At 48.4% G+C, this 15,166-nt stretch carries 15 protein-coding genes; 3 read left to right on the forward strand and 12 right to left on the reverse strand.

Annotated features, from left to right (window positions below):
• Positions 1-25: 25 nt before the first annotated feature.
• A complete protein-coding gene (locus KDK17_RS18390; RefSeq protein ID WP_257288751.1) occupies positions 26-337 on the forward strand; it encodes a HigA family addiction module antitoxin in 312 nt (103 codons plus the stop codon).
• Positions 338-398: 61 nt separating this feature from the next.
• On the opposite strand, the gene KDK17_RS19705 is transcribed toward KDK17_RS18390, so the two are convergent.
• Positions 399-536: a toxin-antitoxin system HicB family antitoxin gene (locus KDK17_RS19705; protein WP_373690690.1), complete on the reverse strand. Its 138-nt coding sequence runs from the start codon at positions 534-536 to the stop codon at positions 399-401.
• 132 nt (positions 537-668) lie between these two features.
• Positions 669-1,532, reverse strand: a complete 864-nt coding sequence (locus tag KDK17_RS18395) for a DUF547 domain-containing protein (protein ID WP_257280793.1) — start codon at positions 1,530-1,532, stop codon at positions 669-671.
• A gap of 125 nt (positions 1,533-1,657) precedes the next feature.
• Here KDK17_RS18395 and KDK17_RS18400 point away from each other — a divergent pair, with 125 nt between their 5' ends.
• The gene (locus KDK17_RS18400) at positions 1,658-1,912 is read left to right on the forward strand and encodes a hypothetical protein (protein WP_257288752.1); all 255 of its coding nucleotides are present in this window, start codon (positions 1,658-1,660) and stop codon (positions 1,910-1,912) included.
• Between the two features lie 238 nt (positions 1,913-2,150).
• Entirely contained in the window at positions 2,151-2,714 is a 564-nt protein-coding gene (locus tag KDK17_RS18405; RefSeq protein WP_257280795.1) for a hypothetical protein, read from the forward strand.
• A 136-nt stretch (positions 2,715-2,850) separates the two neighbouring features.
• On the opposite strand, the gene KDK17_RS18410 is transcribed toward KDK17_RS18405, so the two are convergent.
• The 10 genes from KDK17_RS18410 to KDK17_RS18455 form a co-directional block, all read right to left on the reverse strand.
• The gene (locus tag KDK17_RS18410; protein WP_257288753.1) at positions 2,851-4,497 is read right to left on the reverse strand and encodes an ABC transporter ATP-binding protein; all 1,647 of its coding nucleotides are present in this window, start codon (positions 4,495-4,497) and stop codon (positions 2,851-2,853) included.
• A 1-nt stretch (position 4,498) separates the two neighbouring features.
• Positions 4,499-5,869: an ABC transporter permease gene (locus KDK17_RS18415; RefSeq protein ID WP_257288754.1), complete on the reverse strand. Its 1,371-nt coding sequence runs from the start codon at positions 5,867-5,869 to the stop codon at positions 4,499-4,501.
• A gap of 10 nt (positions 5,870-5,879) precedes the next feature.
• Positions 5,880-6,857: an ABC transporter permease gene (locus KDK17_RS18420; protein WP_257280800.1), complete on the reverse strand. Its 978-nt coding sequence runs from the start codon at positions 6,855-6,857 to the stop codon at positions 5,880-5,882.
• Between the two features lie 43 nt (positions 6,858-6,900).
• Positions 6,901-9,075 carry an ABC transporter substrate-binding protein gene (locus KDK17_RS18425; protein ID WP_257288755.1) on the reverse strand — a complete coding sequence of 725 codons (2,175 nt, stop codon included), beginning with the start codon at positions 9,073-9,075 and terminating at the stop codon, positions 6,901-6,903.
• A 76-nt stretch (positions 9,076-9,151) separates the two neighbouring features.
• Positions 9,152-10,123, reverse strand: coding sequence for an aldo/keto reductase family oxidoreductase (locus KDK17_RS18430; protein ID WP_257280802.1), 972 nt, complete (start codon positions 10,121-10,123; stop codon positions 9,152-9,154).
• A 115-nt stretch (positions 10,124-10,238) separates the two neighbouring features.
• On the reverse strand, positions 10,239-10,544 hold the full coding sequence (locus KDK17_RS18435; protein WP_257280803.1) for a DUF1244 domain-containing protein: 306 nt from the start codon (positions 10,542-10,544) through the stop codon (positions 10,239-10,241).
• A gap of 88 nt (positions 10,545-10,632) precedes the next feature.
• Positions 10,633-12,867 (reverse strand): YgiQ family radical SAM protein, encoded by a 2,235-nt coding sequence (locus KDK17_RS18440; RefSeq protein WP_257280804.1) that lies wholly within the window; start codon positions 12,865-12,867, stop codon positions 10,633-10,635.
• A gap of 179 nt (positions 12,868-13,046) precedes the next feature.
• Positions 13,047-14,390, reverse strand: a complete 1,344-nt coding sequence (locus KDK17_RS18445; protein WP_257280805.1) for a hypothetical protein — start codon at positions 14,388-14,390, stop codon at positions 13,047-13,049.
• Positions 14,390-14,884: a SycD/LcrH family type III secretion system chaperone gene (locus KDK17_RS18450; protein WP_257280806.1), complete on the reverse strand. Its 495-nt coding sequence runs from the start codon at positions 14,882-14,884 to the stop codon at positions 14,390-14,392. The genes KDK17_RS18445 and KDK17_RS18450 overlap by 1 nt, the downstream gene beginning before the upstream one ends.
• 98 nt (positions 14,885-14,982) lie before the next feature.
• The coding region (locus KDK17_RS18455) for a hypothetical protein (RefSeq protein ID WP_257288756.1) at positions 14,983-15,166 on the reverse strand (184 nt) is incomplete at its 5' end.

A 15,166-nucleotide genomic window follows, 5' to 3' on the forward strand; every position in this document is an offset into this window, starting at 1 on the left:
CACCGATTACCACTAGGAGCAACGGATGACCAGAGTGCCTGAAAACCGACCACCTACCCATCCCGGTGAAATGTTGCTGGAAGAGTTCCTGATGCCTATGAATATTTCACAAAGGGAGTTAGCGGACGCCATTCACGTGCCTTATCAGCGAGTGAATGAATTGGTCAATAAAAAGCGTGGGATCACACCCAGTACAGCGTTGAGGCTAGCCCGTTTTTTCGGAATGTCACCAGACTTCTGGTTGAGTCTGCAGGTTCGCTGGGATTTATATAACGTTCAAACTGCAGAAAAAAGCGACCTTGAAAAAATACAGGTATTCCAGCAGAAAACAGCCTGACCCGCTTTTCTGAAGTCAACTCCCTCAGCCAAAACAAGCAGAATTTTGCTCTCATGGAATCTCAATGACACCAATCACTGGTGGCAGCGCAAAAACCTGAAGAGTAGCTAAGGATATTGACTATGTGCTGGTTCAGGCTTACCCCTTCCTGCTCTGCACCTTCTGCAAGGTTGCGATGAAGGCTTTTTGCCAGTCGCAGTGTTGCAACCGCAGTAGGACAGCCTTAAGTCCGACAGGCTCCTGGAGATAGACAGGATTTTACTCCAGCAGGGAAAACTGTGGATAAGTAGCTGAATCACCTGGTAATCAAGACAATTGATGTATGTAAAGGTTAGAGTGTGCCTTTTTGGGCGCGCCTTTTATCAATGTTCAGCTTCCAATTGTACTGATCATCCTCAATTTCATCTATTTTACTGAGACGATCCGCCAGGTCTGGCTTGGCATAAGTGCTTAGGTGCTCAATAATTTTTTCGTCTGTTGTGCCAAAATCCTCTTTGAACCATTTGTAAATGCTGGAAACAATCAGTTCGCCGTCGTCGTTAAAATCAACACCTCTGGACGTATTTACGAATTCGAAAGCGGCGCGGGTCAGGTTCTTTTTCATGTTCTCAGCAGTGAAGGCGTAGTTTTGCAAATTAGGACATCCAACAGATGCACAGTTTACAGAGTAATGCGTCAGAGGGTCATTCCATATTGGGCGAAGTATCCTGTGTTCAATATCGTCAAGGCTCACTTTCTCTCCCTCAATGGTGAGTAGCTTTTTCTTCCATGGGCCTTTGCTGAAAAAGCCGGACGACAGCTTAATATCCAGAATCGACTCTACTGGCATGGCTTCAATGACAACTTTAACCGTTAGGGCATTGTAGAGGTTTACCCAATAGGCTCTTTGCTCTTCCCGGTTGTATTGACGTATAGCTGTATTTGCCAGCTTATTGATGTAGGTATCAAGGGAGGCTTTATCTTTCTGAGAAATGGATGCGTAGGGCAGGCGATTCAATCCAGTACTGTCCTGCTTTACATACTTCTTCAGGAAATCATCCCATGCCTGGTGAGATAGAGTTTTAGTGCTATCAGCATTCTGTGTTTTCCAATAGGGCCAAAGGTCTGCGTCAGGAGCGGCTATAGCGACTGAAGTTGCGAGCAGTCCATATAATATGGCCAGAGTTTTCATAAGCGTTTTTATCAGTGTTTTCATTGTCGTGATTCTTTTGTTGTGACGTGGAGGTACAGACAACTGGCGTGTCTAAAAAATTCACATCTTTTGTCTACTCAGCATACCACCTCACAAAGTAAAAAAACCTCCAAATACGTAGGCGATAGATGAGTGTAGAGGTTGGTAAGGCGCTGACATCTTTAACGACGAAGCTAATGTTGTTGGGGTGCAGAGTGTCAGACAAGGAAGCTGCCTTAGAATTACAGGAGCCGGGTCCTGTAGTAATTGGCGTAGATCGTTACGAAAATGCACCTGCCATTCAGGTTGCCCGTCGCAGCTACCTGATAGTAATTCTGGATGGGGAGGAGCTTCAGATTTTTCTTGGCAAAAAAAGCAGCGACAGAAATGAGTATCTATACTAGAGCTTTGGGTTGATCTGGGAATTTCATAAAGTGTCTGGTTTCTCGTTCTGCTGCTATCCGATTGATGTGATGTTGTCGTTAGCCACGAATGAGCTGGCAAAAGCCTGACAAGTGACGTGCGTTTGTTTTTATATAGATGAATAAACACTGACCGAGAGTTTTTCCTGTGCCCTTGGTTCTGGTTAAAGCGGCTTCGTGATATTTCCGGGTTATAACATCAGAAGAGGTTTGTTTAGTTATGAAAGTTTTACTGGCTATTCCTGTTGGTTTACTCCTTTCCGGCTTCCTGTCCACAACATTCGCAGCAGAAGTGACATTCAGAGATGAAACGGTGGGAATGAGTTATGGTTTTAGTGCCACTGCTCCAGGCTTTGAACATAATGCCCTCAGGTATTTCAGGAAGGTGGGTGGCTTGGCTGTTACAATTGATAGCGTTATCAACTCTGGTGTTTATCTTCCCGTCAGTACCAATATCAGCTTCCAGAATGTGAATAACGATCTTCATCCCACCGATGCAAGGTATCCTCAAGGGAGTGTAGGCTGGTCTTTCGACAGTCCCGATGTATATCAACCCACCTATACTTTTACCATTTTTGCGGGTGGTAGATTTTATTATCCTAATGAGCAACCGTACATGATTACCCTGTCAGTGGATGGCAGGGATTACGGTCCTGTGAAAACAAACGAGCAAAGTAACTGGTCTCCCACTTACTTCAGCAAGGTATCGTTCTCAGATAGTAGCAAGATGATTATAACTCTGTCCCCGATAGCTCATAACCAGCCTCAGGGTGGTGAGCATTAAGTCTCCTGCATCACGGGTTATGATGGTGGCAGGTTCATGTCTAAAGAGTGTAGGGCCTGTTTTTGGCGCCTGTGCACTCTCAGGAGTGGTAAGGATTCAAAACCCTCGCCCAAAGAAAACCCGATGGGCGGGGGAGTTAGCTTGCATTTGGAACGGCACTGAGTAGCTTACGAGTGTAGTCGTGCTGAGGTCTGGTCAGTATATCTTCGGTGTAGCCTTGTTCAACGATCTTGCCGCCCTGCATCACCGCAACCCGGTGAGCCAGATGAGGAATGATTGAGAGGTCGTGAGTAATAAACAGATAAGAAACTTGCAGCTCTCTCTGCAATTCCAGCAATAGATTCATGACTTCCGAACGGATAGAGACATCCAGTGCGCTGGTGGGCTCGTCGCAAATAATCAGGTCAGGCTTAACTGCAAGCGCCCGGGCGATTGCGATACGCTGGCGTTGACCACCAGAGAACTCGTGGGGATATCGATAACGGTGCTCAGGCTCCAGCTGAACTCTATTAAGAAGTGATTTAACGCGTTGTTCCCTTTCTGATTTACTCAGACCCATCTGCAGACTAACCATACCCTCTTCGATAATATCGCCCACCGTCATACGTGGGTTTAAAGAAGAGTATGGACTTTGGAATATCACCTGGATCTTTTTACGAAGCGGTAACATCTCCTTGCGGGAGAAAGCGCTAATTTTTTGGTGGTTATACCAGATCTCACCACTGGTCGCTTTTTCCAGATTAAGAATGGCACGGCCAGTGGTGGATTTTCCACAACCCGACTCTCCAACCAGAGCCAGCGTTTCACCTTTAGCGATGGAGAAGCTGATACCATTAACGGCTTTGGTGTAATCGTGGACTCTCTGGAGGATTCCTTTGCGAATGGGGAAGTGAACTCCCAGGTTGTCGACCTGCAACAATGGAGGGGAATCGGTCTGAGAGCGGTAAGCGTCCGTGTCAGGCAAGCTGTTGATCAGACGACGGCTGTATTCTTCACGAGGATTTTCGAAAAAGTTATCACAGGTGCCCTCCTCAACGATCTCGCCCTGATACATAACGCCAACACGGTCAGCGGTCTCGCGTACGACGCCCATATCATGGGTAATCAACAATACCGCCAGATCACGGCTGATGGTCAACGTTTTCAACAGTGCCAGAATCTGCTTTTGAATGGTGACATCCAGAGCTGTGGTGGGCTCATCTGCCAGCAGAATATCCGGTTCACAGGCAAGGGCCATAGCAATCATGACTCGCTGCTGCTGACCACCGGACATTTGGTGGGGATACCAGTCTATGCGGCTATCGGGATCAGGAAGGCCGACCTCTTCAAACAGTTGGATGGCGCGTTTTCTGATGTTGTCACCCGTCAGGTGGGTGTGTGTTTTCAGGGCTTCTGCAATCTGGTCACCTACTTTTTGAACTGGATTCAAAGAGGTCAATGCATCCTGAAAGATCATGGCGATCTTTTTACCGCGTACGTAACCCATTTCCTGCTCTGTCAGGGCAAAGAGGTTGGTATCGCTTTGCCAGATGTTTCCCTGAGTGATTTTCATGGCATCGGGCAAGAGGCGCATGATTGACAACGATGTCATCGACTTGCCACTGCCTGACTCGCCCACCAATGCATAGACTTCACCTTTATTTAGATGAAAACTGACGTTTTTCAGAATTCGGGTTCCGGGTTCATGTCTCAGGACAACATTAAGGTTGGTTACCTGCAATGCCCATTCTTTGCTCTCAGCTGCTTTGGACACGGTCGCGCTAAGGGATTTAGCAATGCTCATATCAGGCAGCCTCCAACCTGGTTTTGGGGTTAAAGGCGTCATTAACAAGGTCCGAGAACAGGTTGGCTGCCAGCACCAAAACAAACATCAGGGTAAAAGCACCTGCAAGGTTCCACCAGACAGCGGGTACCCGACTGAGTTCTGCGCTGCCTGCGCTGATCATGTTACCCCAACTGTGCATGGAAGAGTCGACTCCCACACCAATGTAGGCCAGAACTGCCTCGGCTAGTACCAGGCCACTGAAGTCGAGCACAAAGATGATCAGTATGATATGGGTGACATTGGGAAGAATGTGTTTGGTAATGATTCTGGCATGGCTGACGCCAAAAGCATGGGCAGCCTGAACATAGTCAAGTTGACTGATTTTCAGGGTTTCCGCTCTGAGCAGACGACACAGAGTGGCCCAGCTGGTAACTCCGAGAATAAAGCATAGGCCGATGAATTTGGCATCACCTTTTTCAAGTCCGGTGGCAAAGTAATCAGGGTTCAGGTCAATCCAGATCTGGAACAGCAGAGCAGAGGCTGCAATCAGCAGAAGGCCTGGAATAGAGCTGAGAGTGGTATACAAATACTGAATAATGTCGTCTACCCAACCTTTGAAGTAGCCAGCGGCTATTCCAAGGGAAATCGCAATAGGCATCATGATCAAAGTAGCCAGAGTGCCAATCAACATGGCGGTGCGAATACCTTTGAGGCATTGGTAAAGAACATCGTTACCTGCTTTATCTGTGCCCAGGATGTGATAAAGAGAGCTGATGTGAATCATCCAGCTGAGCAAGCAAATAATAATGGTCAGGGTGACATAGGCCGTTTTCCATGGGTAGATGCTGTTTTTTCCTGTCATCCAATAGGAGTGGGGAGCAATCAGAAGGGCACTGATCAAAAGACCCATGAGAAGCGCCTGAAACGATTGCAGGACAATATCCAAAGGTTTGTCATCAGGGGATTCCAGATGCTTACCTGCATGTTTCAGGCTCGCATAAGCCCGGTAAGTATTACCCTGTTCATCTTGCATATTTTCCTTGGAGTATGATTTCAGTGAGAAAGGCGCTGAATAGGTTTTTTCCTTTTCCTCTCCCATTTCCCCCAGCATCAGATCCAGAACACTGTTTATATGGCTGGAGTAATAAACCTCAGTTTGCTCCTGACCTTCAACAGGTTCGACCGCCTTGCGAAAATGCAATGAATCCAGGACACCAATGACAATGTAGGTAAGAATAATCAGAAAGCAGGACATACCCAGTCGGGAATGAAAAACTCTACTCCAGCGTTCACGACTCTGGTTGTTGCGAATGATGCTGACAATGAATGTGATCATGGCTGCCAAAAGGATAAACAGCAACGCATCACTCCATAAAATAACCGGTTTCATGGATGCTCTCCTAGTTCAGCCTGACACGGGGATCGACCAGTGTGTATGAAATATCAGTAGCAATCAGACCTATGATGTAGAGCACTGAGCCAATGAACACCATTGTTCTGACAATGGCGAAGTCCTGGGATTTCAGGGCGTCAATCATGTAACTGCCCAGACCCGGGATGCCAAAGAAGGATTCCATCACCAGACTGCCCATAAACAGCATTGGAATGACAATCACGATATTGGTCAGAATCGGGATCATGGCGTTAGGCAGAATGTGTCTAAAAAGTACGGTGACTTCGCTCACTCCTTTTGCCCTGGCTGTGCGGGCGTAGTCCTGATCCGCTTCTTCCAGGAACAGTGTACGGTAGAGACGGGCCCCGGCTCCGGTACCAGCAATGACGCCAATAGCAACGGGCAGAACCAGAAACCTGAAGGAATCAAGCCCGGTCTGGAAGCCTGAGACAGGCACCAGATTCCACAAGCGGGTGACCAGATACTGGCCGCCTATGATGTAGAACAGGTAAGAGACAGACATCAAGCCAACGAAAGAGATAACAAATGCTTTCTCAAGCCCGGTATTGCGAAACATAACCACTAACAGGGCTATGCAGATGTTGACCCAGAGCCCGATAAGGAGTGTTGGCAGGGCAAACATGACGCTGGGCCACACGCGCTGGGAAACATCGCTGGTAATATCCCGTCCACTTTCAGACTGTCCAAAGTCAAAGGTGAAAAGGCTGATGGATTTGTTGAAAAAGATGGTTTCTGTCAGTGCTGTAAGGCCTTCCTCTTTATCGTTGAAGAACAGGGGCTGGTGGTAACCATTCGTCTCTTTCCAGAGTTCAATGGCTTCGCCAGTGACGTATTTATCACCCAGCTGAGCCCGAGCCATATCGTCAGGGGTGTTCACCACAAAGAAAAGTAAAAAAGTAATCAGATTGACACCCATAAGAATAGGAATGGCGTAAATCAGTCGTCTGATAATATAAGCAAGCATGGTAGAACGTCCTTAAACCTGAAAATTATTCTTCAGCCTTTTATTACTTGTCGGTATTTATGACCAGCTTCTGTCGTCGTCTATAGGCGCGAATCGCAGGAACAAACAAGGCGACAAAAATACTCATGCCCGCCACCAGAGGAACAAGATTGGGTTGGTTCCATTCAGCCTGTTTTTGTTTTCTCACTTCTGAATCGATCTTCAGGTATTTAAGGGTAGCCTTGGAGATGCCATGCCGTTTGGTATTAGAAACCCACTGGTTATTCAAGTAATACTCCTTCGGGTATTCGCCGGTAAACCAGGGAACATCGGCACGAACCTGATCCAACATTTCGGCGATTAACTGATTACGCTCCAGACCGGGTTGCATAGTCTTCATCTGCTTGTAAAGCTTGTTATAGTCAGGATTGTCATAGTTGGCATTGTTGTTGCCGTCGCATTGACAGGCGACAGGGCTTTGAGGGCCATAAAGCAAGAACAGAAAATTCTCGGGATCAGGGTAATCGGCCAACCAGCCATAGGAGAACATTTGGTGGTTACCTGTGCTCATTTTCTCTTTATAGCGATTCCAGTCTGTCGCTCTGAGCTCTAACTCAATGCCGAGCTTTTTGAGTTGGCGTTTTTGCCAGTCTTCAAGGCTTTTGCTGGTGGCTTGCGCCTGAACATCCAGATAGAGCTTCAAAGGTTTACCTGTTTTGGCATCTCGACCATTTGGATAGCCAGCTTCAGTCAAAAGCTGTTTGGCGTATTCAATGCTTTTGCGAACGGCCTTGCCATTTTTCCAGTCGTGAGTGTAGGTGTTGATGCCTGCTTCTCCTTTCAGAGAGCCCTCAATACCGGGAGGAATGGGCCCCATGAAAGGAACGGCGGAGCCGTTTCGGAATATTTCTATATATTCTTCAGAATTCCAGGCAATGGAGATAGCCTGACGCAGCTTTTGCTTTTCCGTGGAGTAACCACCCACGACATCGTCCAGCATATTGAAGCCCATATAGTAGACTGCAGGCTTAACATCCTGGGACAGAGTGATTTCTCTACCTTGCATCTCTGCGGTAAGCTCCACTCCCTCTGGCCCGATGGTCAAGGCCTGGTCAAAGTTTTGGGTGACGTTGCCGTGGTTTTCTCCTGAGCGGTCGTAATAACCCTGCAGGAATTTGGTCCACATAGGCAAAACTTCTTTGTCCAGACTGTAAATGGCTTTATCTATGAAAGGTACCTTTGCTCCAGCATCAGCAAGCAATCCTGCCTCTTTATCACCGGGGGCTCCTTCGGTGGGATAAAAATCATCCCTGAAGTTAGGATTTCGTTCCAGAATGATTTCCCTGTTAGGGTCATTCCTTGTCATCATATAGGCACCTGTGCCGACTGGATACCAATCCAGAGTCAGGTTGTTGTCTTTGAAGCCGGGGTTGTTATAGAAGCGATCCGCTTCCCAGGGGATGGGGGCAAAAAAGTGCATGGCCAGCCAGTAGGAAAACTGGGGGTAGATGCCTTTGATAGTAATAGAGAAAGTCCGTTCATCAATTCTTTCCAGTCCCCTCATTTTGAATTCACGAAGATCCAGCCACCCGTCTCTTTCAACAGTTTTTAATTCGGCAGTCAGTTCACTCATGCCGTCTATATACTGGGCAAGGAAGCCAATTAAGGGTGCTTTATTGTGAGGGTCGGCAATCCTTTTGATCTGATAGAGAAAGTCATCTGCATCCAGCCCCCGAGTTGCTGTCTGACCAAAGTCGGAAAGAGTTCTGTAGTTTGCGGTTTCACTTTCATCGGTAAAGAGGTAAACGTAACCACCTTCACTGTTTTTGACGAACGCCGGGTGAGGCTGATAATCAATGCCTTCTTTGAGGGTGATGGTGTATTTGCTGAAGGTAACGTCAGGACTATCTGAGGGGATCTCCTCGCGGTTTGTGTTCAAATAACGAACATCCGGCATGGATTCAGCGGCCAGAGGCTCCAGCTCATAAGGTCTTTTTAGAAAGTGATAACCAAGGGGAGGTTCGTATATCTGGTCGATCAGCATACTTTCATCAGTACTGTATGAGATAGCCGGATCAAAGTGCTGGGGGGGAAGCTGAAAATTAGTGTAGTAGACAGTCTGGTTCTGATTAACAGAACTTTCCTGATGAGGATTATTCCAGGGACCTGAGCAGCCTGTCAGCAGGATGGCCGTTGTCAGTGTGGCAGCCAGATACCTGGTTGCTTTTCGGTTCATCATCACTTCATCCCCGTTTTTTTAATTTTTGTTCGATGATGTCGAGAACGACTGGCTCACAACACAGCTCCACTTCAAATCAAGGCAGAGGCTGCCCTCTGGAGGCGATGTAAAGCTTGTACCAGTCTTCCCGGCTCAGATTAACTTCCATCGCCTGTGAACACCTGCGAATACGGTCTTCATGAGTTGTGCCAACAACAGGTTGAATGCTGGCCGGGTGCCTCATGAGCCAGGCTAAAACGATGGCTTCTCTGGAAGTCTGATACTCCTCAGCCATCTCCGCGACTCGTTTTGCAGTGGTCCGAACGGACGCTGGTTCGTTGCTGATATCTTTACCGGTGAACAGTCCCCGATCCAGACAGCCCCAAGCCTGAAGCTGAACGCTATGGTTACGGCAGTAGTCAACTATTCCTGGTGTAAATCCTGTATCGGCGCTCTCGGTCATGGCGACCAGTACTCCGTCTTCGACGAAGTCACAACGACCAAGACTCAGAGGCAACTGGTTAGCGATCAAAGGCTGTTCGATACAGGAGTATAGATAGGCAATCTGATGCTGGTTCATATTGGAAACACCAAAGTGCCTTACTTTTCCGCTGTCGTATAGACGAGTAAACGCCTCAGCAATTAAACCGGGCTCCATCAGTGGATCAGGGCGATGAAGTAACAGAATATCCAGATACTCTGTACCCAGCCTTTCGAGAATGCCGTTGACACTGAACTCGATCCATTGGGGAGAAAGGTCGTATCGACCGGGATTGTCGTCATCGGCAAAGCGAATGCCACATTTGGACTGGATGATCAGATCCTGACGAAGTTTTGGTTCCGCTTTTAGCACACTGCTGAATGCTTGCTCTGCTTTGCCCATGGTGTAGATATCAGCATGGTCAAAGAAGTTAATGCCACACTCCAGTGCCGCATTGACGGCACCATGGGCCAGAGTATAGTCCTGATCGGAAATAGGGCTACTGTTCCACTCACCTCCCAGGCCCATACAGCCATAAATCAGTCGGCTGGCTTTAGGAATGTGAATCTGTAGTGGGAAACGATTCATACTCAGCTCTCTTATTAAGGACTGCTCCGAAAGCTCAAGGCTGTTCGGAAAAGCTCATGGCTGTGTTGGCATCACTATGGCCGTCCATTGAGCGTTCAAGTCAGTGTGCAGAGCACTACTTCTTTCGTCTGGCTTCAAAAGCAGCCAGCTGTTCTTCCGACGCAGGCTGCTGATGCTTTTCTTTCCACTGGGAATAAGGCATACCATAGATACGTTCTCTGGCTTCGTTGTCGGACACTTCAACACCCAGGTCGTCAGCAGCTGTTTTATACCATTTGCCCAGACAGTTCCTACAGAAGTTCGCCAGAATCATCAGGTCAATATTCTGCACCTCTTTATGATCATCAAGGTGCTTTAGCAGACGGCGAAAAGTAGCTGCGTCCAGTTTGTCCTGAGTTTCCTGATCAATCTGTCTATTCATCACATCATCCTTATACTGTTGGCAGGCAGTGTAAGAAATTGTGGGCCAATAAAAAAGCCCCGCAGGTTACGGGGCTTTTTTTCAGGGGTTATCGGCGTTTTTTATTCGCCGAAGGCCTTTTATTAACTGAAGACTTTTTACGGGCTACCGGCTTTTTGCGGGGAGCACGGTTATCCCACTGACCACCACGAGCTTTTTGGAATTTTTCAGCAGGCTTTTTGTTTTGTGGTCGGCGGTTGTCTTTACTCTTCTCCTCCGCAGGCACCAGCTGATTGGGGCCGTCGCCAATCAGCTCAGAGCGGTTCATCTTTCTCAGGGCATGACGGAGAACATCCCAGTTTCTGGAATCGTGATAACGCAGGAAAGCTTTTTGTAGACGACGTTGTTCCAGCTCTTTGGGAATATAAAGTCTGTCACCTTTGTAATTGAGTTTCTTGAGCGGGTTACGACCTGAATAGTACATTGCCGTTGCCAGCGACATGGGTGACGGATAGAAGGTTTGTACCTGATCGACACGGAATTTGTGACGCTTCAGCCAGAGTGACAGGTTCATCATATCCTCGTCCTCACAACCGGGGTGAGCGGCAATGAAGTAAGGAATGAGGTACTGTTTTTTTCCAGCTTCTTTGGAGAACTTGTCGAACATTTTCTTGAAAGCGTCGTAGGTGCCCATACCAGGTTTCATCATCAGATCCAGAGTGCCTTTCTCGGTATGCTCCGGTGCAATCTTCAGATACCCACCGACGTGGTGTGTGACCAGTTCACGGACGTACTCCGGATCTTCTACGGCCAGGTCATAACGAAGACCCGAAGCAATGGCGATTTTCTTGATGCCCCCAATGGCACGGGCTTTTCGGTAAAGCTCTGTCGTTTGCTTGTGTGATGTCTCCAGATTTTTGCAAATGCCGGGGAACACACAGGAAAGACGGCGGCAGCTGGCCTGAATTTCGGCACTCTTGCAATTCAGGTGATACATGTTGGCGGTAGGGCCACCCAGGTCAGAAATCTGACCGGTAAAGCCTGGCACCTTATCCCTGATATCTTCCAGTTCCTGCAGAACGGATGCCTGGGAACGACTCTGGATAACCCGACCTTCGTGTTCTGTGATGGAACAAAATGTACAACCACCAAAGCAGCCCCGCATGATATTCACGGATGTTTTGATCATGTCATAGGCCGGAATGTTGGCATCACCGTAGGCAGGGTGTGGCCTGCGCTGATAGGGCAGAGCGAATACACCGTCAATCTCCGGCGTTTCCAGAGGAATGGGAGGCGGGTTTACCCAGATTTCCCGGTTGCCATGTTTCTGCACCAGCACCCGGGCATTATGGGGGTTGGACTCCTGATGCAATACACGGGAGGCATGGGCGTACAGCGCTGGATCTTTACGCACTTTTTCAAACGACGGTAGACGAATACAACTTTTGCTGGCATCAAAGTCAGTCTTGCGGTGCAGCGGAAGTGGCACAATGCGGATAGGCTGAACTTCCGGCGCCTGCTCTTTTTTGGACTCGCAGGCTTCTTCCTGCACATAGTCATAAGGACTAGTGCCGTAAGCTTCTTCGAAAGATCCCAAATCTCTTGGCCAGTCGATACGTGTTGAGTCGATTTCGGTCCAGCCTTCGGGTGTGGCATTTTTAACGACAACTGTTCCGCGTATATCGTCCATCTCTTTGATGTTAATGCCCGCAGCCAGTTTGTCTGCGACATCGGCCATAGCTCGCTCAGCGTTGCCATAGAGAAGGATATCTGCTGTGGAATCCATCAGCACAGAACGGCGCACTTCATTGCTCCAGTAATCATACTGGGCAATCCTGCGCAGGCTGGCCTCAATGCCGCCAATAACGACGGGCACATCGTTGTAGGCTTCTTTACAACGCTGACTGTAAACAATCACCGAACGATCAGGCCGTTTGCCCGGCTCGGCATCCGGTGTATAAGCATCGTCATTGCGCACTTTCAGATCAGCGGTGTAGCGGTTGATCATGGAGTCCATGTTGCCGCCAGTGACACCGTAGAACAGGTTAGGCTTGCCCAGTCGTATGAAGTCTCTGGTGTTGCTCCAGTCTGGCTGGGCAATAATGCCCACCCTGAAGCCCTGTGATTCCAGAAAGCGACCAATGACGGCCATACCGAAGCTTGGGTGATCAACGTAGGCATCCCCTGTGACAATGATGATGTCGCAGGAGTCCCAGCCTAACTCATCCATCTCTGCACGTGTCATAGGCAGGTAAGGCGCTGTGCCATAGCATTCTGCCCAATACTTTGGGTAGGAAAACAGTTCCTTGGCGGGCACAGGTTGTTGCAGGGAGGCGTGACTCATAGACGTTCTGGTGTTATCTGTTCTGTCTGAAGGGGCGCTATTTTTTCAAAAAATGCGTCGTTTAGATAGCACGAATTGCAGCCGGGGGATGAGATGAAACCGAAGGGATGTGGTTAGAAACCTTTCCTGCCCCGCTATGAATACCATTGATTCATGACAAGGGCAGGGTGGTCAGTTACTTACACGGACGTAAAGCGCTGGATCAGGTTTAGTTCACCGGCTGCGTCCTTCATGGAAGAGAGTGCTTTGTCAGGAACACCGGAGATATCGCTGACAAAACTTTTGAGATCTTTTGCCTCTTTGGGCTTTTTATCAGCGGTTGGTGGACTGTTACTGTCACCGAGACTGCTATCCAGCCCTTGAGCCCCCAGGATTTCTTTTGCCAGAGACGGGTCTCCGCCCTCCAGTGCGCTGATGGCTGCCTCAAGTTTCTTCTTGGCTTCTTCTGATTCGGCCTGTTTCTGAAGAGCCTGGAGCATCGCTTTTCTTCTCTCAAAGTGATCCAGACCTTCGCTGGCAATCTGAAGGCCTTCGGTGGCATCACTGACGGCTGTTTTTGATGCACCTGCTTGATCAGTGCTTTCTTTAGGTTTTTTGGAATCCTCAGCATTTGATGGCTGATTATCGGTTTGTTCAGAGCTGCCAACCTCTACCATGAAAGCCGGTAAATAGGGGCTTGCATGTTTGATAAAGCTGGCATCGGCTTCCCCAATCCCCTGTCGCATCGAGTTAATTTCACTTTTGGAAAAGATACTCAGGTGGGAGTTGTCTTTGCCGGGGTTGATCTCCCGGTCAATCATCAGCGCGGTTTCCCAGAGCATGACCGGAGGGAACAGGAAAGACAGGGCTTTCAGGAAAATATTTTCAGGTTTGGCTTTAGCTTCGGCCTCGGCGCTGGCGTTGACCTCCTCAATATGTTCCCGAATTTTCTCGATATTACTATCATGTCGCTGTTGAGCATCCAGGGAAGCCATCTCAATCTTTTGTTCAGCGTATTTAACCGAGTTGTCTTCCAGGCTGGCATTGATCTGGGCCAGTATTTCCTCAAGCTTGTCTGAGGTCAGTGTACCCTTGGTACTCTCTGATTTTATTTGGTCTAAGGCATTACCGATGTCTTTCAGGACATTAGGAGGAGCTTCCTGCATCGTTGACAGTTTGCTATCGATATTCTGAACACTCTTACCGACATCCAGAGTCTCTGACTTTGGGCCGCTGATGGTAACTGACTCGGGGCTCTGACCAAACATCCCTCCAAGTTCGCCTCGCAGCTTGGCTGCGGTCTGCTGGGTTACCTGCTTTTTGAGGTCACCCACTTCACCCGTTATTGCTGAATCGGGTTCTGGAATGCTGGGAGCCTCTGAAGCACCAATAGGCCAATCAACCTGAACTTCCCCGTTTCTGACGGATATCGAGTTACTGCTGTCAAAGCCTCTGGAGACCTGGTTCGTCTTCTCAACTTCCTTAAGCGCTTCTGCCTGCGTTGGGACTACCACTGCACCATTGCGATTAACTGAATCGACCATCAGGACTGCCCTCCCTTTTCGTCCTCAAAGGTCTGGAGCAAGTTCTCGACTCTTTCTAGCTCCAGATGAGTAAACTGATGTTTTCTGGCATCTTTCAAAGCACTTTTATACACCACTTCAGCAATGCCTCTTTCCTTCAGCGCCAGGTAGCAATCACCCATATACACTTTGGCCAGTGGATTGCTGATGTCCATTCGGGCTGCGTATTCCAGGGTTTTGATGGCCTGACCGTAGGTTTTCAGCATCATCTGACAGGAACCCAGGCAAAGAAAGTTGCGGGCATTCCAGTGATCATAAAAGCAGAGATATTGAAAGATTCTCGCGGCCTCTTCAAAGTGACCATTCTGGTACTGGTTGTAGCCATGGGAATAAATGGATTCGAGGCCTTTCTCGCTCATCTGGTTGGCTTCTGCCAACGTTCCGCCAGTGAGCAGGTATTCAGTGATAGTGGCCAGCTCCTGAGTGTCAGGAGCTTGAAGGGGCTGTTTCGACATCGACGGCATCCTTGCTGTATTTCAGATTTCTGTTCCTAAAGGTATAGCATCCTCTTTCAGGAGACTCTCACCTGTTAAGACGAAAGTCACAAAAAGGCCTAATGAGTGGTTCCTGGTCCTTTCTTTGATTTAGCCTCTGCCTTTCTGGGTTTGGCTTGTTTTACCGGTTGCTCCGGAAACAACTGATAATCCTCCTCAAAACCAGATTGGAAGTAATGCTCCGTAGAGGCAAACCATTGGTTTTCTTTGGCATAAGTGGGGAGTTCCAGATGCAGGTGAGGC

Origin of the sequence: Endozoicomonas sp. SESOKO2, from assembly GCF_024606245.1 — a bacterium.
Taxonomy (GTDB): Bacteria; Pseudomonadota; Gammaproteobacteria; order Pseudomonadales; family Endozoicomonadaceae; genus Endozoicomonas_A.